Below are 26092 nucleotides of genomic sequence, written 5' to 3'. Positions count from 1 at the left end.
TGCACCCGGAGCGTCGGGGCTGAAGCCCCTCCCACAACTGCCGGACCATCGCGACCGAAGTCCAAGTCCCTCGCCCCCACTGTCGGAGCGTCGGGGCTGAAGCCGCTCCCACAAGGACTGGCGGATAACGCGACAGGCAATGCAGAGCAAACGCACTGCACTGCAGTGCAATGCAACGAGGCGGGATGGCTTCGCTACGCCAGCGGCTCGCGGGGCAGCATGCGCGCGGGCGAAGCCAGCAGGGCCGACTGCGGCACCGGCCTGCCCAGCAGGAAGCCCTGGGCCATGTGGCCGCCGTTGTCGCGGAACCACTGCAACTGGGCCGGGGTCTCAATGCCCTCGGCGGTCACCCGCATGCCGAACAGCGTGGCCAGGGCCATGATCGACCGGCAGATCGCCGCGTTCTGCGGGTCGGTCTCGATCTGGTGCACGAACACGCGGTCGATCTTCAGCGTGTGCGCCGGCAGCCGCCGCAGGTAGGACAGGTTCGAGTACCCGGTGCCGAAATCATCGATGGCCAGGAGTACGCCCATCGCGCGCAGCTCGGCCAGGGTAGCGATGACCTGCTCGGGGTCGCCCATCACCACGCCTTCGGTCAGCTCCAGCTCGATCGCCCCCGGCGGCAAGCCGTGCACTTCGATCAGCGTGCGCAGTTCGGCGACCAGGTCACTGCGCGTGAACTGGCTGACCGATACGTTCACCGCGATCGGGCAAGCCGGCTGGCCAGCGCTGGCGAACCTGAGCCAGGCGTGGGCGGCTTCGTGCAAAACCCAGCGCCCGAACGGCACGATCAGGGCGCTGTCCTCGCACAGCGGGATGAAGTCCTGGGGCGGGATGAAACCGCCGCCAGGTTGCGGCCAGCGTGCCAGTGCTTCGTAGCAGCAGACCTGGTTCGTGGCCAGGTCGAAGATGGGCTGGAAATGCAGCTCGAAGCCGCCGCTCTCGATCGCCTGCTGCACCCGCGCCAGCATCTCGAGCCGCGAAGACACCGTGCCGGCCAGCCCGGCGCTGTAGCGGACCGTGTCGGTCGCCAGTTGCTGGGTGGCGTCGCGCGCAGCCAGGCCGGCATTGCGCACCAGGACATCGGCGGTCGCGCCATCGCCGGGATACATCGCCAGGCCAAACGCCGCATCCAGGTAGTGCGATGCGTCGGCAGCCCGGACCGGCGCGCCCATGGCCTCGGACAGCGCCGCCAGCAGCCGCTCGCCGCGGGGATCGGCATCGGTCGCGGGCGTGGCCAGGATGAACTCGGCGCCCTGCATTCGCGCCACCACTCCGGGCTCGGGCACCTGCTCGATCAGGCGTGCGGCGGCCTGCACCAGTACTTCGTCGCCTACGCCGGTACCCAGGCTGTCGCTGATCAGGCCATGCCGTTGCAAGGTCACGCGGACCACGTTGACGCCTTGGCCCGGCAATGACATCAGCTCCTGCAGGCGATGTGCGAACGCCATCTCATTGGGCAGCGCGGTCAGCAGGTCGTGGTTGGCGCGGTACGCCAGTTCGCGCTGCACGCGATGCTGCTCGCTGACATCCTCGGCCAGCACCAGTCGGGCCGGCTGGCCGGAGAACTCGATATCGGCAGCGTGGACGCGCGCTTCCAGCTCGGACCCGTCCTTGCGGCGGTGGGTCCAGACTTGCGGGCTGTCGACCGCCCTTCCTTCGGCAACGTCGCGCAGCAATTGCAGTGACTCCGACGCCGGGCGTATGTCATTCAGGGTCATGGCCAGGAACTCGTCGCGCGAGTAACCATAGTTGCTGATCGCAGCCTGGTTGACCTCCAGGAAGCGCAGCGTGTCGATGTCGAATACCCAGAACGGCAACGGGTTGCGGTCGAACATGAGCCGGAACTGGCGCTCGGCATCCAGCAGGCGCTGCGCCGCCTCGACCTGATCAGTGACGTCCAGGACCACGCCGCTGGTGACGATGTCGCTGCTGGGCGTGTTGAAGCGCGCGCCACGCGTGGACAGGTAGCGGACCCGGCCGTCGGCGGTGATGACGCGGTAGTCCAGCGACAGTGCTTCGCCTCGTTCGCGCAACGACTCCAGTCTCTGCAGGACCCGTTCACGGTCGTCGGGATGCAGGCGCGCGATCAGGTCCGGCTCGCCGACCTCGGTGTCCGCCGGATCGACGCCATGCAGGGGTGCAACTTCGTCCGACCACCACAACTCGCCATCCGCCTGCATCGCCCAGGCACCCATCTTGCCGGCGCGCAAGGCGAACGACAGCAGTTCGCCGGATCGCCCGATCCGCTCGAGCAGGCGTGTCTGCCGGGCATCGGCGCGGCGCACGATGCGCAGCTGGTGCAGGAATCCGGCCCAGTACAACGCATAGCCGAGTGCGCCAAGCGTGGCCAGCACGTACCACGGCATCAGCACGTGCCGGCGCGGCAATCCGGATGCCACTTCCAGCGGGTAGTACATCGAAGCCTGGTAGGCGCGGATGCGCGCCACGCCGTCCACAGGGTGCATGTGCTGGTCGATGACTGACTCGACACCGGAGGCGATCTGCCGGGCCAGAGAGGCCTCGTGGATCTGCGTGCCGACAGTCGACTCCGGCGCCATGGTGCGGGCCAGGATGTAGCGACGGCTGTCCATCAGGGTGATCAGCGCCGGGCCTCCGCCTTTCATGCGCTCAACCAGTTCCTGCAGCGCGCCAAGCCGGTAGTTGGCCGTGATCCACCCCGGCTGGCCGGGTAGCGGCACCGCCAGCGGCAGGATCCACGCGCCATCCGTGTCGCGGCGTGGTGCACCCAGCCGCATCGGCGATTCACCGGGTTTGCCCCGGTATGCCCAATGGGTGATGCCGGACTCGTCGGCAGCGACCACGTGCAGGTCGCTCAGCTCGGGGTGCTCGGCGAGAAGATCGGCCATCCAGTGTGGCCCGGGCACGGGCGTCGAGCCGGCAGCGCCAGCCGCGCGCTGGGGGACTGCGGTACGGGCCGCGAACAGCAGGGCGCGCTCGGCATCGCGCAAGGCGTAGTACACCTGGCCGCGGGCGCCTACCGCCAGGGTCGACACCTCGCGCTCGGCTTCGGCCAGGCGCCGCGCCCGATCGACGACCAGGATCGCAACCAGGACCAGGCCAAGCAAGGCCGCCAGCAACAGGCCATAGCGGTAGGTTGCCCGGGCGGACAAGCCATTGCGGTCATCACCGCTTTCCAACACGTGCAGTCCCGGCAATCCCCCCGCCGGCTTCCTGCCCTGCATCATTTATCCCGTCTCGCAACCTCGCCCGGCCATCATAGGCGATGCGATTCCGCTGCTTTGTTTCACGGTACGGGCATGCACCCATGCCCTGCAAGCAGGACGGTGCAAAAACCCACATCCACACTCGCGCTCGATTTCGTATCGAGCAAAACGTCGGGCGCCATTACGGCAATTCGAGACGGAATCGTCGGGAACTGGAATGCGCACCCCAACATCGCTTGCCCCTCTCGTGGTGGCTCTCACCTGAGCAGCATTCAATCGCTGGCCTCGCGGCACGCCAAGCGTGCAGGCGGCAAGGCGTGACCGCGGCGATCTTCGATTCGTCACGATCCCGCGTGCCGCACGATCGGTGGCGTGGCGTGTGGCGTGTGGCGCGTGCTGCATCGTGCATCCCGGCACCCGCGGGGGTCACCCGTAGTGCTACCAGTTTCAACACGGCGGATGGGGCCGCCTGCCCTGCAGATCCCGGCTTTCGCCACCCGTCATGCAGTCGAGACGACGGCCGCCTTTCGGACGCCCGGCAGCGCAGGCCGCTATTCCTGCTCCTCGGCTGCCTCGACCCGCGGCATACAATGCAACCGCACTTTCCCCCTTCGCCAGGAGACGCGCCGCTTGGACCACGCTGATGGCCTGCTTGATGCGTTGCGCCAGCGCATTCCCTCCTTCACCTGCATCGTGGGTTGCCACGATTGCTGTGGGCCAGTCACTGCCTCCTCCGAGGAAATGGCCAGGCTGCCGGTAAAGACCGAGGCCGAGCATGACGCGGCCCTGGCCGAGCTCAGCTGTCCACACTTGGGCGAGCACGGTTGCGAGGTCTACGGCGAACGTCCGTTGATCTGTCGCCTGTTCGGCACCACGCCGCGGCTGGCCTGTCCCAACGGCATGCGCCCGGTCTACATGATCGACACGCGCACCGAAGAGGAAATCCACCGCTACTTGGCCCGTACCCGCCAGGTGCTGGTGTAGGCGCAAGCGGCCGCCTGAATTTTGATTTGCTTGTGCCTTGTGCATGCAGGGCTGCGCGAAGGCCTGGACGCGGCGCGCATGGCGCGGGCACGCCGCGCCGCCATGGCGTTTTTTTCCGGACCGGCGATCATCCATGGCATTGCGCCGCAGCGCGCGAAGCCACTGTCCGCGGCACGCGCTTGTATATTTTTCGTTCGCCGCTGCGTGCACAAGGCCCTGCCTTCTGCACGGGCGAGCAAGCGGCGGCGGGCGTAGACTCACCGACTGCGCTCTGGGCATTTCCATTTGCCGCGCCAGGTCCGGCCAGCCTGCGACCACTACACCTGACCGGCCCTGCCTGCCCTTGCGAGCACTCATAAGGAGGCGCGCCGTGCCAGGTTCACGGATCACCTACGCATTCGATGGCTTCTGCCTGGATACGTCCGGCCATGAACTCAGTCGCGATGGCGTGCCCATCACCCTGGAACCCAAAGCCTTCGAAGTGCTGACGGCCTTGCTGGCCCACGCCGGTGAACTGATGGTGCGCGATGCCCTGCTGGACCTGGTCTGGGGCCATCGCCATGTCACCCCCGGCGTGCTCAGCCGCTGCATCGCGCAGTTGCGCCGTGCGCTGGGTGACGATGCCGAACAGCCCCGCTACATCCAGACCGTGCGCGCACTGGGTTACCGGTTCATCGCGCCGGTGGCCAGCGACCTGCCGGCAGCGGCAGGCGCGGCCAGCCGCCAGGGCGCCACGGCAGCAGCCACTGCCACGCCCGTGCATGCGGCCGCCAACGGGCCGATGAAGGATCGCCGCGCCCCGCCGCCCGCCGCCTCGGTGGCGATCCTGCCCTTCAATGACCTCAGCGAGGCCAAGGACCAGGACTACTTCTGCGACGGCCTGGCCGAGGAAATACTGACCGCGCTGAACCGCGTGCCCGGCTTGCAGGTGGCCTCGCGCACGTCCTCGTTCCGTTTCCGCGACGCCGACGCCGACGCGCGCGAGATCGGCCGCGTGCTCAATGTCGCCGCGATCATGGAGGGCAGCGTGCGCAAGGCCGGCGAACGCGTGCGCGTCACCGCGCAGCTGATCCATGCCGGCAACGGCTACCACCTGTGGTCGGAGAATTTCGATCGCCAGCTGCGCGACATCTTCGCCATCCAGGAGGAGATCGCGCGCAGCGTGGTCGAGGCCTTGCGCGTGTCGCTGAAGCCGACCGTGGAAATCGACTTCACCCGGCATGCGCCGCGCGACATGCGTGCCTACGACTTCTACCTGCGCGGCCGCCAGCTGGAAGGTCACGCCAAGCGCGCGTCCTGGCAGCAGGCACCGTGGATGTTCCAGCGCGCCATCGAGATCGATCCCGACTACGCCCAGGCCCACGCCGGCCTGGCCGATGCGCTGAGCGAACTGCTGCTGTGGCGGCTGGCCAAGCGCGAGGACGTGGTCGACGAAGCGATGGCGGCCGCGCGCCGGGCGCTGGAGCTGGCCCCGGAACTGGCCGAATGCCATGTCGCCCACGCCCACGTGCTGTCGCTGGCCGGCGAACACGAAGCCGCGGTGGCCGCGTTCGAGCGTGCCATCGCCTTGAACCCGCAACTGTACGAGGCCCACTACTACTACGGCCGGCATTGCTACGCGCGCGGCCGCATCGACGAGGCCATCGACCTGCTGGAGGCCGCCCATCGCACGCAGCCGGACGAGTTCCAGGCGCTGGTGATCGCCGTGGGCGCCGCCTATGGCGCAGGCCAGGCCGAACGCGCCACGCGCCTGGCCAGGCTCAGCCTGGAGGCTGCGCTGCGCCAGCTGGAGATCGACCCGGAAAACGTGCGTGCCCATTACTTCGCCGCGGGCATGCATCTGCGCCTGGGCGACATCGAGGCCGGGCGCGCCCATGTCGATCTGGCCCTGGCGCTGGGACCGGAGGACTACGGCACCCTGTACAACACCGCCTGCTTCCACGCCCTGGCCGGTGAGCCCGAGCGCGCGCTGGAACTGATGGAGCGCGCCATCCGCACTGGCGAAGGCTTCCGCGACTGGATCGAGAACGATGCCGACCTGGCCAGCCTGCATGCATTTCCGCAATACCAGCAGTTGCTGGCGCGGCTCGAATAAGTGGCTGCAGCAGCCACGGATGCGAGGTTGCGGCAGGGCTTCAGTCCCTATCCCAGCTACTTCAGGAAGTGGTGGGAAGGACTCCAGCCCCGGCGCCTGGATACTGCGGGAAAAAGCTCGGGGCTGAAGCCCCTCCCACAACGGCTCTCCCGCGAGAGCCTTGTACAGAAGCGGTCAGGCCGCCAGCAAACGCAGTACCAGCCACACCGGCACTCCCACGTAGAACAGCAGGCGCCCCACCCATTCCAGCGTGTCGCGCAATGCGGCCACGCCGGCCGGTCGCCGCCACGCGGCCAATGCCATGACCGCTTCGATCACGATCCGCAGCAGCGCGGCGAACAGCATCAGGCCGATCGACCACGACGCCCACCAGATCAGCAAGCCGCCGAGCCAGGCCGCCAGCCCGTAACTGTAGTACTCGCCAAACAAGCCGCCGTAGGCGATGACCTGGTGCAGGCGGAAGGCCACCAGCGCCGGCAGCAGCGGGAACAGCACGAACTTCACCAGTGCATGGTCCAGGCGCGGGCGGCGCGCACGGGCGCGTGACTCGGCCAGTCCGGGCAAGACGGTGGCCAGGCCACGCGTGTTGCCAAGGGGCACGGAACCCGCACCGGGCAGTCCGCGCAAGGCAGGCGCGCGCGCTGCCACGATGCCCCGTGCCCAGGATCCGGTGGACAGCCGCAAGTCGAAGCCGTGGCCGGGCAAGGGCAGCCGCCACGGCCGCAATGCACTGATCGAAGCCAGCGGGATTTCGATGCGCTGGCGGCGCTGGTCCAGCACCAGCATCGTGCCTTCGATGCGCAGCTGGGCCGCGAACGCGCGCCCGATGGCCCACGCCGCCAGCAGCGGCAGCAGCACCGCACCAGCGAACAGCCGCAGTTGCGCCAGTGATTGCACCTGCAGGCCGGTGCGCAACAGCATGTCCAGCGCCAGCCAGGCCAGGCCCACGCCCGCGACCACGCGCAACGCGGCCGCCAGTGCGCGCCAGGCCGGCGTGAGCAACACGACTTCCTGCGTCGCCGCCTCCGCCTCGGCGGGCGCGCGTGCGCGTACTCGGCGCAGCGCCGCCAGCGCCGCCAGCACCAGCAGCAAGAGCGCGCCGGCGCGCCCCACCCAGTCGCCCCAGCGCACCATCAGGGTCGGCGACGGATCGCGCGCACTGATGAAGGCGGTCAGCACGGCCTGGTCGCCCATGCCGGTATGGGCCAGCACTTCGCCGGTATCGTCGATGATGGCGCTGAGCCCGTTGGTGGTGACCCGCACCTGCGGCAGCCGCGTTTCGATGCTGCGGAACGCGGCGACCGCCAGGTGCAGGCGTGCGCCGACCGGGTAGGCGGTGAACCAGGAGTCGTTGGACATGCCGAGGATGGCCTGCGCACCCAGCCGGGCGCCTTCGATGGCCAGGTCGCTGTGCACGTCATCCAGGCAGATCAGCGGCACCACGTTGACCTCGCGCCCGTCGGCGCTGCGCAGCGGCAGCACGCGCGCGCCGTCGCCCGGCTGCCAGGTGCCGGCCCATGGCAGCGCGCCGCGCAGCCACGGCCCGTCCAGCCAGCGCGGCACGTATTCGGTCAGCGGGAAGGGATGGGTCTTGCGATAGGTGCCAAGCCGGGCCTTGCCCGGTTCCAGGAAGGTCGCCGCGTTGTACTCGCCGCGCTCGTCGCGATCGTAGGTGCCGAACACCAGAGGCACGCCGGCCGCGTCGACGAAACCCTGCAGTTCGCGATCCAGCGCGGCGCCGTCCTCGCTGCGCGGGCTGCCGAAGGTGGTCGGGTACACCGTCTCCGACCACAGCAGCACGTCGGCCTGGTGGTCGCGGATGGCCGACCACGACAGTGCGTAGTGGGTATCCAGAACGTGGCGGACCACCGCATAGGCGCCCATTTCCTCGCGCAGGCGCTCGTAGTCGATGATGCTGGCCTGGACCATGGCCACGCGCAGGGTCGGCGCGTCCGCCGCCGGCGGCGTCTTCAGCGTGGACAGGCGCGCGATGCCGTAGCCGGCCAGGCACGCCACGACGGCCACCCCCAGCGCCAGGGGTTGCAGCCACGCACGTACGCCCTGGCCGCGGCGCCGGAGGGCGGCGGCCACCGCTTCGTTGACCAGCAGCAGCAGGAAAGTGAGGCCGGCGGCGCCACCCAGGTCGGCCGCTTGCCGCAGCACGGCTGAGGGAAACAGACCGTGCCCCAGCGTGTCGCCGAGCAGTTTCGGCAGCATCCATTCGCACGCCACCCACGCTGAGGCCGCCGCCAGTGCGCGCAGCAACGCGCCATGGCCGCGCCCTACCCAATGGCGCACCAGCGCATAGGCGATGAACTGCGGCTGCAGCAGGGGCGCCAGCACGATCAACGCCAGGGTCGCCGGCAGCGCCCCGACGCCCGTATAGCTGCCTATGGCCGCGCCAAACCAGTGGAAGGCAGCGGCCATGAAAGCCACGCTCATCGCTGCGCCGCCGAGCAGCGCGCCGCGCAGCGTGCTGGCCCGCTCCAGCAACAGCAGCCAAGGCACCAGCGCCACGAATCCCAGCACCCACGCGAGGCCGCCGCGGGCATAAAGACCGAGCAGGACAGCAGTGGCAAGAAGGCCGGCGAAGCTGCGCCAGCGGGAAAGGGACAACCGCTCCGTGGTCAAATCGAAGAACTCCGTGTCGCGATGTCGATGCGGGCGAAACCCGCTTAAGGGGACGGAATGACGACAGGGCGCAGCGGCAACCCTGGCGGCGCGAGTTCCGGCGGCACCACGCCATTGGCCGGCATCGCAATCGGCCGGCCTTGCGCATCCCGCAGGATGAATCCCGGCGAAAACACCAGGATCGGCTCGATCGGCACGCCCTGGTCGGTCACCTGGTGGTGGCGTGCATAACCCAGCGGCAATCTGAAGTCATCGGGCACGGCCAGGCCGGCCAGTGGCGGACTGGTTCCGGGCGGGTTGAAGGCCCCAATGCCGGTACGCACGCCCGCATGTTGCAGGGCCTCGATCAGCTCGGCACCGGTGGGCTCCGGATCGCCGGGCTTGAAATAACTGGCCAGGTCATTGGGATCTTTTCCGCTCATGGCCTGGTACTCCGAAACAGGTCCCGACTGCGGTGAGCCTGCAGCCGGGTCAGAGGTCGCCGATGCCGCGCCGCCCACGCCCGCCTGGACGGTGGCGGCCGACGCACCATTGCTTGCTCCCGGCGCAAGCAGCCACCACGCCGTGGCGAAGCCGGCCACGACCAGCACTGCCACGCCCCATGGCAACAGCCGGGCGCGCGCTGCAGGAGGCTTGCGGATCACCCGCACGCCCGCGCCGTCCTCGGGGGACGGCGGGGCTTGCGGTGGACGGGACTCGGTCACGATGGCGTGCCGCGGGTTGCTCAGGGTGCAGCCGGGTTGTAGACCGACAAGGCCCAGCCCATGCGCTCATGGCCATAGCTGCTGGCAATGGGGCTGCGGCCACCGGTGAAGCTGGTGTAACGCGGGGCGCCGGTGCCGGTGCTGCCACCCCAGATGCCGGCCGAAACGGTGCCACCGGTATAGGTCGGGTGCACGTCGTCGGACTGGATGTAGTCGTACGAACTGGAAGCAGTGACGAACTTGCTGTTGGCATCGCGCAGCGTGGAGCGAAGGGTCACCGTGGTGCGGTTGACGTAGGCCGCTTCACTTTCACCTGCCACATAGCGCAGCGCGTCCGAATCGATCACGCCATCGCCGTTGCTGTCGTAGTCGGCGCCCATGTACTGGGCGAAGCTGTCGGCGCACTGGAAGCCCTTCTGGCGTGCGTATTCGCACATCCAGTAGTTCATCTTCGCGATCGCCGGCAGGAAACGGTCACGCATGTTCACCGTCTGCCCGGTGCCGGCATCGCGGCATGAACTCTGCACGTTGTCGGCGTTGTAGCCGGGGTAGTACAGGTTCGAGATGACCTTGAGCCGGGTATTGGCGTGGGCGTTGGCGTTGATGTAGTTCATCGACGCGGCCACGTAGGTCTTGCAGTTGTTGACCGCTGCGTCCATGCCGGCGTAGCTGCAGGTGCCGCTCTGTTCCTTGAATGCCGAACGCGCCTGCAGGCCGTCATTGCCGCACATCTCGAAGGTCACCACTCGGGTCGAAGCGGCCTGCATGTACGAGCGTTCGGCCACGATCTTGTTTTCGTAGACGTCCCTGGCCACCGCCCCGGACTTGGCCCGGCGCACGCTTTCGATGTCGGCGTTCCAGCGCGCCGACAGGTACTCGGCGTCCACGGTCGGCCCGGAATATTTGGCCGCGTTGCTGATCGAGCCGTTGTAGCCGGCATAGATGGAGTCGCCATAGGCCACCAGGCGGTATTTGCTGGTGGTGCCAGCGCGGTCGATGGTCCAGGACACGTTCTGGTTGATGGTGCTGGCGATGCCCGGCGCGGAGAGCGCAAGCAATGCCATCGCCGGGAGCCACCGCCCGGCCATGCTGCGGAACAGAGTCTTCATCCGTAATCCCCTTCGAAATGGTGTGCGTCCCGGGCGCCGGCTGGCGCACGGGGTAAAGCGACTGACCACTTGCACGATGGGGGAAGCGTGGGGCTTCGGGGCAATCCACCCCTGCCATCGCCGCCGGACGCTAGCGTACGGTCCAAGCGCGGCGCAATCTGCGCTGCAGCACGCGCGGCGGCATGTCTGAAAAATGGCGGTGCGGGCATCACTGGGGCTCAGCTGCGGGCATCGCTGTCGGCGGAGTTGCGCAGACTCCGCGCTGCATCGCCGCATGCGTCCGCGACAAAGGTGGAACTTTGACGTGCGCGGCGCTTGCAGCCGCAAGCGGTCTTACCCGGCATTCCTGCGTGTGACTCGCCTTGCGAAGGTCACTCGGTAAAGGTGGGGTGTAGGCAGCCCCGAACGGCCACTGGCGCGAGGACTGAGCTAAAACCTTCAGGTATGAATTGCGGAGATCTCTTTTCTAGCAGAAGGCGGCGCACCACGTCGGAATTTCCCGAGGTCACGTAGCCCTCCAGCCTGACCATATGACGTGTCGTTTTCCAATTGAACCACTCCGGCGCATGCCCATACACTGGCCCAGCCGGCAAGGAGCCGGTATCAGCCAAGGCAGGCACATCATGAAAAAGCTATTTGCAACAGCCACTTTGTTGGCAATCACCGGCGTCCTCGCGGGCTGCGAGGGATCATGGAAAGTGCAGGGAGAGTGCACGAGCAAGAATCAATGCAAGATCGGTGGTGAGATTGGTGGCAAGTTTCTCATCCAGCAGCGCAATACTGGTAGCACCCTCGAGACCCTCCTGGCTTCCGGAATTGTGTTCGATGCCGCGCAGTTCAGCCTCGCCCTGCAGGGTACAAACGTAGGATTGCCGACAAATGGATTGGTTACGATCAAACTGATGGATTCGGGCACCGGAACGATGCACGCGGCCGGGGCATTTCCCTGGAGGCTGGTAGGCGGCAGCATCGTGTTGGCGAACCCTGATTCCGTGAACAGCTGGGCCTACGCGTCGGCCAGTGGCGCAGACAGCATTGGCTATGAACTGCATCCGTTCCCAGTCACCGGCGCAAGCGCAGCCAATGTGTTGAGCATGTCGGTCAACTATGAAGGCACTACGAGGGCGTCCAGCTCAATCACCTGGTCCGGCGGTGGCGCCTGCCGCGTGGGCACATGCGCAATCCAGTAGCCTCATGTGACTTGAAGCTGGCGCACATGGCGCCAGCTTTTCTTGTCCTGGCGTTGCTGGCCGGATGTGCAGCAGTTCCGCCTGCAAAGCAAACGGGCATGTCGTTCTCTGGCTACATGACCAAGGTCGTGGTCAAGGGCAATTACCTTCGCTATTCGATAAGCTCCCTGCTGGCCGGACCCCGCGCGGAAATGTCGTGTGTTCCAGAACAGATGCAGCACAATGCAATCGCGCTTGTCGACTGCGTGGGTCTGTCGGCCGGGGAACGCGCGCTGATGGCAGGACAGTTCACTGCAGCCTCGGCTTCATACCAGGGTTTTTCCAAGGGAATCGGCATTGCTCGGAACCGTGTCGTGCTTGTTCCCAGCGGAGTCGGATACAGCGAGGTTGCGAGCTTCGTCGAAAAGCCAGAACACCTGTCGATGGCAGTGTCGGTGCGCTACGACCGTGGAAGCGAAGCCCTGCGCCGGAACGCTGTCAGGGTGTACGTGCATGAACTCCTGCATCTGAATCGGGCCGCTGCCGGGTGGAAGATTTCCAGAGCACGGGAGGAGTACCTGGCAAGCCTGATGGAATCGTGCGTCGAGATGGAGGTCTTCGGGGACACCAGGGGTTATGCACTGGAAGGCGATATCGCAGCCACCGGAATCGAGGGCCTGAGCCGGTCACAACGACGATCCGCCGACATGTTTTCGGCGGCTTACCTGGATATCCGCTCGTTCATAGGCGAAGCAGGATCGCTCAGCAGAGGACAGGGCTACTTCGACGGATTTTGCCGGATGACATTCAACTCACTGGAGTGATCCCGTCGTCCCGTCACTTGAATGCCTTTCCGGGTACGGCGCGGTACCTCCCGTTGCAGCCAGCGTGGTTGGCAACGCAGCATGCGGCGAGCAGGCGTTGCCACGACCCCTTCTTCATTGACGCGACCAGCTCAGACGCAGCAAGTCTGGTCGTAGCAGCGTTATCGCTTCAACCAGGACTTTCGTGCTGGGTGGCGAAGGCCTCAGCAATTGCATCGCAATCCCGCCCTCTCTTCAGTTCCGAACGCCCCGCTAGGCCCGACTTGGTGTAAAAACGCGCTCGACTGCACGCGCCATTTTCCCCGTCGTTCCGCGCACCTCGGGGATATCTTTCAGGCTGAAACCCTTGAAAAGCAGGAAGACCACCTCCTTCTCCGCCTCTGACGGCCGCCACTGGTCCAGCATGAGGCAGCTCCTCGGAAAACGGGAGCCAGCAGCATCACCAGCCCCTGTCTTACAGCTATATGGCAGATGACCTAACGCCTGCCGCTCCCCGCTTTCCGGCCATGCTGACCTCAACGCAGGCAATGCACGGCGAGGTGGCAGCCTCGATGCCTCATCAAGTCCCAGCCTGCGTGATCCCAGCAAGGCGCACCGGCGTCTGTCGTGGATTGTCCCGACTACGCGAAGCATTCGTCCCGCCAATGCTCAGGACGCGTCCGCTGCCTCATCGGCCATCACCAGCCGATAGGTATTCCGCCCTGAATGCTTTGCGTCATACAGCGCCGAGTCCGCTGTGGCCGTCAGCGTCGCGGCGACCGCCGGATGCGAGGAGTAGGCGATGCCGATGCTGGTCGTGACCTGCAGCACGGCGCCGTCGATGGCCATGCCTTCGCCCATTACCGAGATCAACTTGCGGGCGATGGATTCAGCCCCCGCCGGCGCGCTCAGGTCCTCGACCAGCACGATGAACTCGTCACCGCCCAGGCGAGCCACCAGGTCGCCTGCACGCACGCATCCGCTCAGGCGTTCACCGAAAATGCGCAGCACCTTATCGCCCGCCAGATGCCCAAGCGTGTCGTTGATCTGCTTGAAGTGGTCGATGTCCATGTACATCAGGGCCACGGCCAGGCCTTGCCGGCGCGCACGCGTCAGGGCAAGCGCAAGGCGCTCATCGAATTGGCGGCGATTGGCAAGGCCGGTCAGGCTGTCGACCCGCGCCTGCTTTTCCAGTTCCCGCCTGCTCGCCTGCAAGGCCTGTTCGGCGGCGACGCGCTGGGTGACGTCGCGGCCGGAAAATATGATGTCGGTGGACTGGGCCTGCTCGCTGGGTATGGGCCGGGCCATTGCCTCCATCCAGACATAGCGTCCGTCCTTGTGGCGCATGCGGTAAATCGCCGTGACCGGATGCCCGGAGGCCAGCACCGCGGCAAGGGTCTGCTGCTGGATGGCGCGGTCGTCGGCGTGCACCAGGTCCTGGCTGGGACCCAGCAATTCCGAGGGTTCCCAGCCCAGGATGTCCGAGGCCGAGGGCGAAACGTAGAGCCGGTTGCCGCTGGCATCCATCCGCACCACCACTTCGTGCGAATAATCGGCCAGCATGCGGTAGCGCATTTCGCTCTCGCGTACCCGCGCGATCATGCGCGCGCGCTCGGCCATGCCCAGCGCCACCGGGAAACTCATCACGCAGGCTGCGGCCAGGAACAGCTGCAGCAGGATGGTGCGTTCGATGCCGCTGCCATCGCCTACCAGCGTCAATGGGCCGTAGCCCATCGTGGTGGCGATGATACCGATGATTCCCAACAGCGAAATACCCACCACGACGCCGGCGAAGCGATGCCGGTAGACGCCGAACAACAAGGCCGGATAGACCAGGAACAGCAACGGGTAGGTGGACTGGGCAAACACACCGCCACACACCACGGCCAGCAACAGCATGCAACGGACGAAATCCCAACGCTGGCCGGGCGCCTTGATCAGGCGGATTCCCTTCCGGTGCACGACCAGGGTCAGGGTGCCCACGATCACCATGCCGACCACGTGCGCCGAATACCAGGTCAGGAACCGGATAAGGAACGGCGTCCCGGACGTCCCCGACACCACCGCGCCGGCCAGTAGCCCGGCCACTGCGCAGGCAAGCAACGTGCTGGTGGTGGCCACGCCACCCAGGCCCAGCCATCTCCTGGGGTTGGCGATGTCGGGGATGGCGCGCCGCACCAGAACGGCGATGATCAGTATTTCGACAAGATTGATCGCACTCAACGCCGCGCCGACGAAGACCCCGTCCCCGATCAGCAGCCGCACGGACAATTCGCTGGCGAACCCGGCCAGCAGGTAACCCGGCCACAGCGCGGTCCGTCGAGACAGCAGCCAGCCGGCGAGCACGCCGTTGGTGATCCACACCGAGGCTATTTCACCTGGCAGCCGGGCCAGGGTGAGTGACACCGCGGCAGTGATGGCGACGATCAGCACTACCAGCATGCGATCGCGTAGGAGCCTGAACCGGTACGACGGACGCGATGGATCGTTCAGCTGGAAACTTCCTGCACGCAAGTAACGGGATCAGAGCATACGCTCGCGCATGTTGCCGCGATGTTGGACGTGGGAAACGATGCCGGCACGCCGGCCCAATGGCGACGGCTAGCCGGCTTCAAGCGCCTCCCACAGCGCCGCGTCCACCACTGGCAGCGCCTCGAGCTGCGGCCGCGCGAACAGGTAGCCCTGGAACAATTCAATGCCCAAGGTGCGCAGCACGCGATATTCGGCCTGCGTCTCCACCCCTTCGGCCAGCACGCGGCAGCGCAACCCGGCGCAGATGGCCACGATGCCGGCCACGATCGTGCGCCGCACTGCACTCTGGTCGATGCCGCGAACCAGGGCCATGTCCAGCTTGACCAGGTCTGGCTGGAACTCGGCCAGCAGGTTGAGCCCGGCGTAGCCCGCGCCGAAATCGTCGATCGCCGTCATGAAGCCCCGTTGCTGGTAGTCCCTGAAGATCTTCACCAGATGCGAGCCGTCGCGCACGCGTTCGGCTTCAGTGACCTCGAAGATCAGCCTGCCAGTGTCGAAACCGGACATCTTCGCCGCCGCCAGGGTCAGGCGGATGCACGTCGCCGGCTCGTAGACCGCATTGGGATTGAAGTTGATCGACAGGCGCGCGCCCATGCCCAGCCGCGCCGCGGTACTGATGGCCTGCACCCGGCAGGTCTGGTCGAAGCGATACATCTGTTCCGGGCGCACCCCGGCGATCACCTCGGCCGCGCCTTCGCCATTGGCGCCACGCACCAGGGCCTCGTAGGCGTAGACCTCGCGGGTCGTGGCGTCGAGGATCGGCTGGAACGCCATCCTGACCTCGAACTCCAGCCGGTCATCATCCTGGCAACTGGCGCAGGGATTGGGCGTGGTGCCCGCGCCAAAGAATCGAGTGAGAAACATGCGCGCCGCCTCCAGGTCCGAGCCGGCATGCTGCACCTGCCGACATGCACATGGCTTGAAGCGGCCGTGGTTGGCGCCGCGTCGAGGATCCGCGGATCGCTCGCCGGCCGCGCCGCCGGCCATTAGGCTGGGCCACCTCCAGCAACGCACTTGCTCCCGACATGATCGCTGCTTTCCGGGATCGCCATTGAAGATGATCCGGCGCGGGTTCCTGCTGGTCCTGCTCCTGCTCGCACTGTGGGCCTGCCTGCTGCGCCCCGTCTCGCCGCGGGTCGGTCCCGATCCGGTCGATATCGGCGACGGCTGGAAACGCAGCACGCCCGCGGCGCAGGGCATCGACGGCCTGGCCCTGGACCGGGCCCTCAACTCGCTGCTCGACGCGCCGCTGAACGTGCATGGCGTACTGGTGGAACGTCACGGGGCGCTGGTCGCCGAGTACTACCAGGGCGGGACCGATCGCTCGGTGTATGCGCTGGTATCGACCCGTCGCAGTTTCGGACCCACCACCCGCCAGGACGTCCGTTCGGTCGGCAAGAGCATCACCGGCCTGCTGTACGGCATCGCCCTGCAGGAGGGCAAGGTGCCGGCACCCTCGACCCCGGTGCTGGGCGCGTACCCCGCGCTGGCTGACCTGGCCACGCCCGCCAGGCAGCGCATCCGCATCGAGGACCTGCTCAACATGGCCAGCGGCTTGCGCTGGCAGGAGGGCGGCACGGGCGTCAACGACGAGCTGCGCCTGTTCTGGAAGCGCGACCTTGCACGTTACGTGCTCGGGCACGAGATGGCGGTCGCGCCCGACACCCGCTTCAACTACAACGGCGGCGGCACCGCGCTGCTCGCCGACCTGATCACGCGCGGCAGTGGCCAGTCACTGGATGCCTATGCACGGAGCCGGCTGTTCCAACCCTTGGGCATCGACGACTGGGAATGGGTCGCGGACCTGCACGCCGCCCGATGGCATTCAATGGCCTGCGCATGCGTCCGCGCGACCTGCTGAAGATCGGCCGCCTGGTGCTGGACCACGGCCGCTGGCAGGGTCGGCAGGTCGTGCCTTCCACATGGATCGAGCAGTCGCTGGTACCGCGCTTCGCCACTGATGTGCGTGACTACCGCTATGCCCGGCAATGGTGGGCGGGCACGGCCCGCTGGCACGGGCAGGCGATGCCCTGGCATGCCGCATTCGGCAATGGCGGACAGCGGCTGTACCTGGTGCCCGGCCTGGACCTCGCCATCGTGACCAGCGCCGGTGCCTACGACCAGCAACCCACCGCGATCCGGGTCAACAACCTGGTCCAGGAAGTCATCGATTCGGTGGAGCGCTGAGCGGCGAACCCCAGGTTGGCTATTGGTTGCCGAGCCAGCACGCGTCGCCGCCCGCCGGTGGACACAGGCCAACACCAAGAAGCAAGCCTGCTACATACCTTGCGCGCCGCGGCCCAGCCGCCGGTGCAGCACGTACAGTGCCAGCAGGCTGCTGCCGATGCCCAGCGCAGCCAGGACCAGCAGCCAGCCGCCCTGGCGCCGGATCACGTTTTCGCCCAGCAACACGGTGCCCACGGCGAACGGCAGTTCTACCAGCGCCAACGCCGCCAGGTAGATGCGGAAGCGCACCCGCAGCAGGCCGAACAGGTAGCCGGGCAGTTCGGACGGCAAGGCCAGCTGGATCAGCAGCGCGACCGGCAGGTCCACGTGTGAGGGCAGCCGCTGCAGGTAGAAGTCACTGAGCCGCGCCGAGGCCAGGTTGCGCAACAGCGGTCGACCGAAGGCGCGGCCCATGCCGTAGGCGCAGGCGCCACCCAGCAGCCAGCCCAGCCACAACAGCACGATGGTGATCGTGCGCCCCCAGCTGTAGATCGCCACCGGTACCAGCAGCGCGCTGGAGAAAAACGCCAGCAGGGCCGATGCGGCCGACAGCAGTACGAACAGCACGCCACCCCACAGCGGATATGCCTGGATCACCGGCCTGGCCGCGTCCAAGCCCTGCTGCAGCAGCGCGTACAGCGCATCGAACGACAGTAGCAACGCCAGCACCGCGCACGCCAGCAACATGGCCAGCGCACGCCGCCATTGCAGCCCGGGGCGAGGACTCAGGCTGTCGTCACTGCTCTTGTCCACGGGTGGGCGCACGACCTGCAATGGGAATTTGGGAGAGCGGCCACCGAGGCGGCCACCGGCCAGGTGCGGCGGAGGACAGGCCCAGCGTAACTGTTCCCGCCTTCGACGTCAGGCGCTCTGCAGGAGGTGGTGGAGGATGCGAACCGCGGCAATCAGGGTGGTCGCGGGCCAGCGACGCAACAGCTGTCGTCCCTCGCGTCCATCGAAGCTTGTTCACGCGGATACCCATGACCGCGTGCTTGTCGGCCACGTCCTGGCGGAGGGAAAGGAGCCGTGCGCACTTTCCGCATCCGGGCAGTCCAGTCCGAAAGCAGCAGTCCGCCGCTGCGCCTGACCGCATGGTCGAGAGTCGGCCTTGCGCCACTTCCTGCAGTGCATGCCTGCTTCAACTCATTGATCTGGTCAACCACTGCAACTGGCCCGGCATACAGCCCGCCCGCGTTACGATGCCGCACCCCACCGTTGGCACGCCACAGATTGCGCATGAAGGCCCCCACCCCCGACGCGCTTGCGGCGGCATGAGCAGGACGTCCCGCCGCGCGGAAGCCAGGGCCCAATCCCGGATCGAACGCTGGCAGCACTGGATCGCGGTGCTGTGCAGCGCGTTGCTGCACGTGCTGTTGGTGCTTCTGGCGATGTGGTCTTCGACAATCACCACGACGCCGCCGCAAGGCGCGGACGCCGGCAGCCGGATGGCGGTGGATTTCATCGGCGTGACCCCGCCGCCACCCACCAAGGCGCCGGCCAACAAACCTTCCCCAGCCGCCGCCCGGCGCCCGGCGGCGTCACGCGTGCAGTCCACTGCGGTCACGCATGCCGAAGACCCGGTGCCGCCGAATGTCCCCGACGAAGTGGCGCAAGAACCTGATGAAGTGGCAGCCGCCACGCCGGCCGCGCCGCCGCCGATGCCCACGCCCCCGCCACAGCGTCGCTCGCACGTCTGGGGCCAGCCTCCGGGCATGCTGCAGGAAGACCTCGCCCCGGAAAACGCGGGGCTGGCCCGCAGCCCGGCCATCAACCGCGGCCGCGGCAACGATGCCTCCAGCGCCCAGCCCAGCATGGAAGTGGGCGGTTACCAGGTCTATTACGACCTGCTCAGCGAAAGCCGGCTGCGCGCCTGGCGCGACCAGGGCATGACCGAGCTTTTCCTGCCGCTTCCCGGCACGCGGCGCTACATGGTCTGTCCGCTGGAAACCGCACTGCGGCGCGAGTCTGGCCCCTGCCGCCTGCTCGAGCCGGACTCGCCGGAACTGGCCACGATTGGTGATGCGCGCCAGGCCATCAACATGCAGAAGGTCTACAGGCAAGGCGAAGTGGTCTGGAGCGGGCCAGGGCCGTACAAATAGACCCGTTGAAACCCTGGGCCGACGTGGTTCACGCCGACCCATTGCAGCACCCTCGAGGATTGGTCGTTGTGCTGATTTACCATCCCGACAAACCCGGAGGAAATCCTGATGCGAAACATCCTGCTCTGCCTGGCCCTGTGCACCAGCCTGTCGGTGACCGGCGTGGCGCTCGCCCAGACGCCCCCAGCGGCGGCGGCCTGCAAGTCGACGGCCAGCGGCGACCTGCATGTGCACACCCTGAAAAGCACGATCTTCGGCAATGAGCGCAAGATCCGCGTGCTCCTGCCTGCAGGCTACGGCGACGCCGCCAACAAGGATCGCCGCTATCCGGTCCTGTACATGCTCGATGGCCAGAACGTGTTCGACGCCTGCCTCAGCGATGTCAGCCACCGCGAATGGAGCGTGGACGAAACGGTGCGGCGACTGGTCGCGGAGAAGAAGATCCCGCCGCTGATCGTGGTCGGCGTAGACCACGCCGGCAAGGACCGTGCGCGCGAATACCTGCCGTACAAGGATTTCACCGGCAATCCCGACATGGACGAGCCAGCCGGCAAGCAATTCCCTGACTTCATGACCAAGGAAGTGATGCCCTTGGTCGACGGCAATTACCGCACCCTGACCGGCCCGCCCAACACCGGCATCGGCGGTTCGTCCTACGGCGGTGTCGCGAGTTTGTATGCGTTGCTGGCCAAGCCCAACACGTTCGGCTATGGCCTGATCGAGAGTCCGACGCTGTGGGTAGGCATGGGCCAGCTGGTGCGCGACACCAACCCGTTGGTGGTCATGCCGCAGAAGGTGTTCGTCGGCTTCGGCGGCAAGGAATCCTCCGAGCCGAAGTACAACGAAAAAATGGTGGGCTTGATCCGCCAGGTCGAAACCAATTTTCGGGCCGCCGGCTACGACGACACGAACTTCCGCTTCGTGGTGGACGCCGAAGCCGAGCACAACGAACCCGCGTGGGAAAAGCGCCTGCCCGGCGCGCTGACCTTCCTGTTCGGAGACTGGAAACCGACCCCACCGCCGCCGCGTTGAATCACGCCCCTGCAAGGGCCGCAGTCGGCTTCCTCGCTGACGTCATGTTCACCCATCCCGGGCTAGTTTCGAGACAGTCGATACCCGATCTTCGCTGCCTTTGAGAGGTGAACCATGCGTGTCGAAGAGGCCCCGGAGGGCACCTATTCCAGCCGGATCCATATCCAGGCGCCGGTCGACCAGGTGTTCGCCTTGCTGACCACGCTGGAAGGCATCCAGGCGTGGTGGAAGGGCAGCGTATCGGGCGACCCGGCCGAGCTGGGCGAGCTGCGCTTCGGCATCCACGATTCGGACGACTACACGCGGATCGAGGTCACGGCCAGAGTGTTCCCCACCGACGTTGCCTGGTCCGTGCTTGAAGACAGTGGCTATGGCGGTGAGTGGTTGAACACCTCGATGGCCTTCCACCTGCAGGAAGAACTCGATGCCTCCACCCTGCTGTCCCTGCATCACCAGGGCCTGACACCACTGCTGGACTGCTATGCAGACTGCGCCTCCGGCTGGGACCAGCACCTGCAGGACATCAAGCAGGCCGCCGAATCGGCGAGCGGCTGAACCGGCTTTTCGCGAAGCCTTGCTGACGTGATCCAGGCAGTGGCGAAGCCGGAAAGCCGTGCACTTACTGCACGGTGCGACGGTGACGGTCCACCCCACGCTATCGCGCTGACGGGTGCACTGCCTCTGCCTGGAGCGCAGCCTGCACGCGCGGGAACAGCGGCCTGAAACCCAGTTCTTCGCGCAGTCGGCTTCCCTCCAGCACCACATCGAACGCACGGCCGCCTTCGGCCCGCGAGCCATCCGGTGGCGGCTCGCCGACCGCGGCGAACAGCGTGGCCAGGTCGGGCGATTCGGCCACCACGTTGTAGATTCGGTGCACCGGTTCGTGTGCGTCCAACAGCAGGGCCACGGCCTGGGCGATGTCGGCGTGGTGGCCGATCGACAGGCGCTGGCCCGGTGCGAACGCGCGCATCATCGGTACGGTCTCGGCAATGTGTGGATCGCCATCGCCATAGACGAACGGCAGGCGCAGCACCCGCACGTCCAGGTCCTGCATCGACAGCAGCAGGCGCTCGGCGGCCAGTTTGCTCACGGGATAGGCGTCGACCGGCGCGCAATCGTCATCCTCGCGCGCAAGGCCACCGCCTTTGGGTCCATACACCAGGCCGGTGCTGGTGAACACGAAGCGCCCCACATCGGCGGCGCGGGCCGCGTCGGCCAGATGCCGCGTACCCAGTTCATTGACCGCGTGGGCCTGCTCAGGCATGGCGCCGCGGAAGAAGGCGGCGCAGTGGACCACGGCATCGACGCCACGCACGGCGGCCGCGAGTGAGCCGGGATCCAGCAGGTCACCCTGGACCAGCTCCACGTGTTCATTGCGCAGTGCCGCGTTGCGCTCCAGGTCACGCACCAGTGCGCGCAGGTGATGGCCGCGTTCGGCAAGGCGACGGAGGAGTCGGCTGCCCACTTTTCCGGTGGCACCGGTAACAAGGATGGTCTTCATGGGTGCAGCGTAGTGCCCGCCGCGGCGCATGGATTGGAAGAAACGGCCAGGCTTGCACCGCCCCCGCGCCGCGAGCAGACTCCGGTGCGTGCACGCTCGCCTCCTTTCGCATCACGGAACCGCCCGCTCGGCCACGACCGCGGTGGCGGATCTGTTCGTGCACGAATGCGAGCACGACCAGCCCCGCGTCGCCATTCCACAGCCGGAGGTGCAGCTGGTCGTTCGCCTGGGATCGGCGGCGCGTGATGGCCTCGATGTGCATGCAATGGGAATACATCCGCAGGCGCACCGCAAGATCATCCGCGGCGGGCAACGCACCGTGTTCGCGCGCCTGCACTGGAACAGTTGCGAGGCGGTGCTCGGCATGCCGGCTTCGGAAGTGGCCGGGCGCATCGTCGCAATCGAGGAGTTGTGGGGCGTCGCCGCCTCACAGCGCCTGCTCGGCCGGATTGCCGAAGCCAGGGACACGGCCGGCGTTGCCTCCGTCCTGGAAGAGGCGATCGCCGAACGCATTGCACGGTCTGATGCTTCCTCCGGCGCGCGTGCGCAACTTGCTTCCAGCGCCATGCAAAGGCTGGGCAGTGGCAACCTCGATGGCGTGGCCTTCGACCTGGGCGTGAGTGAACGGCATCTGCGCCGGGTGTTCCGCCAGGCCGTCGGGGTCAGCCCCAAGACCTTCGCCAAGCTGACGCGTTTCCATCACGCCCTGGCCGCCGCGCGCAACGGCGGAGGCGCGGGCTGGGCGGACATCGCGGCCAGCGCGGGCTATTACGACCAGGCCCACCTCATTGCCGAGTTCCGCGCCATCGCCGGCGCCACGCCGCGCGCGTTGCTTGCCGAGCTTCGGGCAGCGGGCTGAGTGGGCTGCCGCAGTACGTGATCGCCATGGCGGGTCAAGACCCGCCCTCCCATCGCATCACCGGAGGGCGGGTCTTGACCCGCCGTGAACGAAACCGTACTCCCGCGGGATGACTCGACCCACCCACTCCACGCGAGCGCTTCCGACTCTGGTGGACCCGCTACCCGTCGTCTTCGCGGAGACGCTCCACGCGCGTGCGGTATTCGCCGACGTTGTTGCCGGGAATGCGGGTCTTCTGCGTGCCCTTCACTTCGTCCACCTTCTCGTCCGAGCCCGTCACCGGCTGGGCTTCGACGGCGGTTTCGCGTTCGTAGGCGTGCGATTTGTCGGTGTTGCGGTAATAGCGGTACAGGGCCCAATACAGCGCGGTGGCGCCGGCGGGACCGATGGCGAGCAGCCAGAGGCCGTTGTCGTCGCTCATGAGGTGGCTACCAATATCCACATTGCGATGGCTTCCAGGAAGGTGCCGACGGTGAGCGCGGCGGCCAGCAGCTTCCACTGCTGCACCGGCACGCTGCCCATGGTTTCGCCGGTGCGGCCGTTGACCGCGATGTAATGCAGCATGCCGCCGTTGCTGCCGGGCTGGTGGAAGGAATACAGCCAGACCGGCAGGTACATGGAAACCCAGCGCGTGCCGTGCACGGCCAGGCGCTCCTGCTCCCAGCGCACGCCGCGATCGTAGCCGCGCACCGAGCTTTCGACCTGGGCGCGGCCAACCGACAGCAACTGGTCCTCCAGGCGCGGCCGCAGCTGCTCGACGTCGCTGTTGCGTCGCTCGGAGCTGAAGCCCGACAGGTAGGACGCGTTCCACTTCACTGCGTTCTTGGTGTCGAAGGGCAGGATGGTGTTGATGATGTTGTTGGTGTTGGCGGCCGTGTCCAGGTTGCCGCGCTCGCTCGAGGATTCCAGCGGCAGGTCGTCGATGGTGAAGTCCACGTGGCGCTGCACCTGGTACACGTCGGCGTCGTAGTAGGTCTTCTTCTGGTTGCCGCTGCCGCGCGTGTAGCTGGCCGTCTGGATTTCACCGTGGCCGGCGACGTCCACGCTGACGTTGCCGTCCACGATCATGTAGGGCAGGTACACACCGACCACGTTTTCGGGCGTGAACTGTTCCTTGAATTCCTTCAGCGCGAACAGCCGACGCTTGTCGACGAACTGGCGGATGCGTGCCACCGCGTCTTCCTTCCTGATGTGGAAGGGCAGCACCGCGTCGGGCACCGCGCCGTTGGCCACCTGCTCGTTGACGCCCAGCACGTGCCGGCACCAGTGGCAGCGCGCGGTCATGGCGTTGTCGGTGTTGACCGTCACTTCGGCGCCGCAGCCGGTGCACTTGAAACTCATCAGGTGGGCGGCGTCGGCGGCGATGTCGCGCGCACCCGAGGCCAGGACCGTGCCCTTGAGCTCGCCGATGCCCGCGCCGAAGCCGAATTCCTCCTCGACCCGCGCCCCATCCCACTCGTTGCGGCAGTACAGGCACACCAGCAGGTCGCTGCCGGTCTTGTGGCGGATCTCGGTGGAACCGCACTTCGGGCAGCGGTTGATGCCGTCCTTGAGCTCGGTGGCCGAGGTGTCGATGGCCACCGGATCGGGCGCCTCGAGTTCCTCGCGGATGGCATCGGGCAGCGTGGCCGGATCGATCGGCAGGCTGCCCGGCAGGGGTGGGACATCCTGCGGCGATCCCGGGCCGTTGACAGGCGGCAACGGCGGCGGGGTGTTCGGAGTGGGCATGGTCGCGGGCCCGGGGCTTACAGGCCCAGCGCCTTGGCCTTGAGCGCGTCGTAGTCCTGCTGGGTGATCAAACCCAGGTCCAGCATCTCCTTGGCCTTCTTCAATTTGGCCACCGGGTCATCGGCCGCAGGCGCGGCCGGGGCCACCGGTTGCTGCAGGTTGCCGATGCCGCCGAGCATGCCCGAGGCCATGCCCACGCCGACCAGCCCGGCCGCGCCGCCGTTCTCGCCGGCCGACTGGATGCCCTGGGCGACACTGGCCTGCAGGTTGGCATTGCCACGCGAACCGGCCAATGCGTCGGCACGCTGCACGGTCTTGAGCAGCTCGCGCGTATTGGCGTCGTATTCGATCGAGACGATGGCGGTCTTGACGATGGCCAGGCCGCGATCGGATTTCCACTGGTAGCCGTTCTCCACCGCCGCCGACAGGCTCTGGGCGAAACCCAGCGAATCCTGCTGCAGCTTGGTGATGCGGTTGCCCTTGGCCGGATCGTTCGAATACAGGCTGAAGGCCGGCGCCAGCGAGCCGACCACTTCATTGAACAGCTGGCCGGCGGCGGCATTGTCCATGTCGGTGAAGTCGAAGACCTGGCCGGGCTGCAGGTAGCTGGCCGGGACGAAGTTCTTCACGAACAGGATCGGGTCGACGATCTTCAGCGTGTACGAGCCGCGCGTGACCGCGCCGACCTGGGTGTTGAGGAAGCCGTCGTCCCAGTAGATTTCCGACTGGGTGCCGAAGCGGTTGTCCGGCAGCTCCTTCAGCGAGACGAAGAAGGCCGCCTGCTGCGAACCCGGCTGGCCGCCGAACTTGAAGCGCTCCCAGCTCTGCTTGATCAGCGGGCTGACGATGCCGTCGCCGGCGAAGATCGACTGCGAGTTGATGTCGTCCGAACGCCATTCGTAGCCACCCGGCTCGGCGGCGAAGCCGGTGATCTTGCCGTCCTGGAACAGCAGCAGGCCGTAGCCTTCGGGCACCACGATCTTGGAGCCGTTGGTGATGATGTTGGAGGAGCCGTGCGTGTTGGAACCGCGTCCGGCGTTGGTGCCCTGCGGCACCGCGGCGAACAGCGCCGCCGTCGACGGCAGGCCCGCCGGCACGGTGTAGAAGTCCTTCCACTGGTCGCCGAGCATGCCACCGACCGCACCGACCACCGCTTGCACAAGACCCATGACATCTCTCCGTGAATTCGTGGCCGGGCACCGTGCCTGCCATACCGGCCGCACTATACATTCCCGGCTGGAAGAGCTTGCGAACCCCAGGCGCTACGGCTTATCCGGCAGGCATGCTTTCCCGGCGGACGACAGCCCGAGCGCGTAACCGCGCTGTCCGGTTACACGGACGACCAGAACCTGCGGCGCGCCTTCCCGCGAGATCGGGTCAAGGCCGGGTTCGGATACCGTACGCTCTTCTCGGAGCACATACCGGCACATCG

Annotated in this window: 22 protein-coding genes; 10 read left to right on the top strand and 12 right to left on the bottom strand. The window is 66.9% G+C overall.

What is annotated here, in order from left to right; translation table 11 throughout:
- Positions 1-194: 194 nt before the first annotated feature.
- A complete protein-coding gene (locus DT603_RS09545) occupies positions 195-3206 on the bottom strand; it encodes a bifunctional diguanylate cyclase/phosphodiesterase (protein WP_162349644.1) in 3012 nt (1003 codons plus the stop codon).
- Positions 3207-3818: 612 nt separating this feature from the next.
- Here DT603_RS09545 and DT603_RS09540 point away from each other — a divergent pair.
- Together DT603_RS09540 and DT603_RS09535 are read left to right on the top strand one after the other, a co-directional pair.
- Positions 3819-4172 carry a YkgJ family cysteine cluster protein gene (locus DT603_RS09540; RefSeq protein WP_246191724.1) on the top strand — a complete coding sequence of 118 codons (354 nt, stop codon included), beginning with the start codon at positions 3819-3821 and terminating at the stop codon, positions 4170-4172.
- A gap of 370 nt (positions 4173-4542) precedes the next feature.
- Complete coding sequence (locus tag DT603_RS09535) at positions 4543-6267, top strand: TPR end-of-group domain-containing protein (RefSeq protein WP_162349642.1); 1725 nt, start codon at positions 4543-4545, stop codon at positions 6265-6267.
- Positions 6268-6441: 174 nt separating this feature from the next.
- Here the strand turns inward: DT603_RS09535 and lnt are convergent, their stop codons facing one another.
- Genes lnt through DT603_RS09520 form a run of 3 tightly spaced genes read right to left on the bottom strand, consistent with a single transcriptional unit; the run spans position 6442 to position 10711 of the window.
- Entirely contained in the window at positions 6442-8883 is a 2442-nt protein-coding gene (gene lnt, locus DT603_RS09530; protein WP_162349641.1) for an apolipoprotein N-acyltransferase, read from the bottom strand.
- Positions 8884-8942: 59 nt separating this feature from the next.
- Positions 8943-9602 carry a hypothetical protein gene (locus tag DT603_RS09525; RefSeq protein ID WP_162349640.1) on the bottom strand — a complete coding sequence of 220 codons (660 nt, stop codon included), beginning with the start codon at positions 9600-9602 and terminating at the stop codon, positions 8943-8945.
- 20 nt (positions 9603-9622) lie between these two features.
- A complete protein-coding gene (locus tag DT603_RS09520) occupies positions 9623-10711 on the bottom strand; it encodes an SGNH/GDSL hydrolase family protein (RefSeq protein WP_211368371.1) in 1089 nt (362 codons plus the stop codon).
- Positions 10712-11334: 623 nt separating this feature from the next.
- Between DT603_RS09520 and DT603_RS09515 the strand changes: the two genes are divergently transcribed.
- Together DT603_RS09515 and DT603_RS09510 are read left to right on the top strand one after the other, a co-directional pair.
- Entirely contained in the window at positions 11335-11901 is a 567-nt protein-coding gene (locus DT603_RS09515; RefSeq protein ID WP_162349639.1) for a hypothetical protein, read from the top strand.
- 11 nt (positions 11902-11912) lie between these two features.
- Positions 11913-12704, top strand: coding sequence for a hypothetical protein (locus DT603_RS09510; RefSeq protein WP_162349638.1), 792 nt, complete (start codon positions 11913-11915; stop codon positions 12702-12704).
- A 252-nt stretch (positions 12705-12956) separates the two neighbouring features.
- On the opposite strand, the gene DT603_RS09505 is transcribed toward DT603_RS09510, so the two are convergent.
- From DT603_RS09505 to DT603_RS09495, 3 genes are all read right to left on the bottom strand, one after another.
- A complete protein-coding gene (locus DT603_RS09505) occupies positions 12957-13109 on the bottom strand; it encodes a hypothetical protein (protein WP_162349637.1) in 153 nt (50 codons plus the stop codon).
- A gap of 243 nt (positions 13110-13352) precedes the next feature.
- Positions 13353-15125, bottom strand: coding sequence for a sensor domain-containing diguanylate cyclase (locus DT603_RS09500; RefSeq protein ID WP_162349636.1), 1773 nt, complete (start codon positions 15123-15125; stop codon positions 13353-13355).
- A gap of 159 nt (positions 15126-15284) precedes the next feature.
- Positions 15285-16079 carry an EAL domain-containing protein gene (locus DT603_RS09495; protein WP_425500950.1) on the bottom strand — a complete coding sequence of 265 codons (795 nt, stop codon included), beginning with the start codon at positions 16077-16079 and terminating at the stop codon, positions 15285-15287.
- A 193-nt stretch (positions 16080-16272) separates the two neighbouring features.
- Between DT603_RS09495 and DT603_RS09490 the strand changes: the two genes are divergently transcribed.
- Positions 16273-17076, top strand: coding sequence for a serine hydrolase domain-containing protein (locus DT603_RS09490; RefSeq protein WP_246191737.1), 804 nt, complete (start codon positions 16273-16275; stop codon positions 17074-17076).
- Positions 17055-17402, top strand: coding sequence for a hypothetical protein (locus DT603_RS09485; protein ID WP_162349634.1), 348 nt, complete (start codon positions 17055-17057; stop codon positions 17400-17402). The genes DT603_RS09490 and DT603_RS09485 overlap by 22 nt, the downstream gene beginning before the upstream one ends.
- A gap of 90 nt (positions 17403-17492) precedes the next feature.
- Here the strand turns inward: DT603_RS09485 and DT603_RS09480 are convergent, their stop codons facing one another.
- Positions 17493-18206 (bottom strand): VTT domain-containing protein, encoded by a 714-nt coding sequence (locus DT603_RS09480; RefSeq protein WP_211368370.1) that lies wholly within the window; start codon positions 18204-18206, stop codon positions 17493-17495.
- Between the two features lie 506 nt (positions 18207-18712).
- Here DT603_RS09480 and DT603_RS09475 point away from each other — a divergent pair.
- From DT603_RS09475 to DT603_RS09465, 3 genes are all read left to right on the top strand, one after another.
- Positions 18713-19540, top strand: a complete 828-nt coding sequence (locus tag DT603_RS09475) for a type II toxin-antitoxin system RelE/ParE family toxin (RefSeq protein ID WP_162349633.1) — start codon at positions 18713-18715, stop codon at positions 19538-19540.
- 108 nt (positions 19541-19648) lie between these two features.
- Complete coding sequence (locus tag DT603_RS09470; RefSeq protein ID WP_162349632.1) at positions 19649-20572, top strand: alpha/beta hydrolase; 924 nt, start codon at positions 19649-19651, stop codon at positions 20570-20572.
- A 114-nt stretch (positions 20573-20686) separates the two neighbouring features.
- A complete protein-coding gene (locus DT603_RS09465; protein ID WP_162349631.1) occupies positions 20687-21127 on the top strand; it encodes an SRPBCC family protein in 441 nt (146 codons plus the stop codon).
- Positions 21128-21227: 100 nt separating this feature from the next.
- Here the strand turns inward: DT603_RS09465 and DT603_RS09460 are convergent, their stop codons facing one another.
- Complete coding sequence (locus tag DT603_RS09460) at positions 21228-22073, bottom strand: NAD-dependent epimerase/dehydratase family protein (protein ID WP_162349630.1); 846 nt, start codon at positions 22071-22073, stop codon at positions 21228-21230.
- Positions 22074-22161: 88 nt separating this feature from the next.
- Here DT603_RS09460 and DT603_RS16250 point away from each other — a divergent pair, with 88 nt between their 5' ends.
- The gene (locus DT603_RS16250; protein ID WP_211368369.1) at positions 22162-22932 is read left to right on the top strand and encodes an AraC family transcriptional regulator; all 771 of its coding nucleotides are present in this window, start codon (positions 22162-22164) and stop codon (positions 22930-22932) included.
- 160 nt (positions 22933-23092) lie between these two features.
- On the opposite strand, the gene DT603_RS09450 is transcribed toward DT603_RS16250, so the two are convergent.
- Genes DT603_RS09450 through DT603_RS09440 form a run of 3 tightly spaced genes read right to left on the bottom strand, consistent with a single transcriptional unit; the run spans position 23093 to position 25829 of the window.
- Entirely contained in the window at positions 23093-23353 is a 261-nt protein-coding gene (locus tag DT603_RS09450; RefSeq protein WP_162349628.1) for a hypothetical protein, read from the bottom strand.
- On the bottom strand, positions 23350-24660 hold the full coding sequence (locus tag DT603_RS09445; protein WP_162349627.1) for a TFIIB-type zinc ribbon-containing protein: 1311 nt from the start codon (positions 24658-24660) through the stop codon (positions 23350-23352). Before DT603_RS09445 ends, DT603_RS09450 begins: the two co-directional genes overlap by 4 nt.
- 17 nt (positions 24661-24677) lie before the next feature.
- Positions 24678-25829: an SPFH domain-containing protein gene (locus DT603_RS09440; protein WP_162349626.1), complete on the bottom strand. Its 1152-nt coding sequence runs from the start codon at positions 25827-25829 to the stop codon at positions 24678-24680.
- Positions 25830-26092: the final 263 nt, after the last annotated feature.

It is taken from the genome of Pseudoxanthomonas gei (assembly GCF_010119615.1).
GTDB lineage: Bacteria > Pseudomonadota > Gammaproteobacteria > Xanthomonadales > Xanthomonadaceae > Pseudoxanthomonas_A > Pseudoxanthomonas_A gei.
Note: the sequence above shows the minus strand (reverse complement) of the source record. Positions and strands in the feature narration are given on the sequence as shown.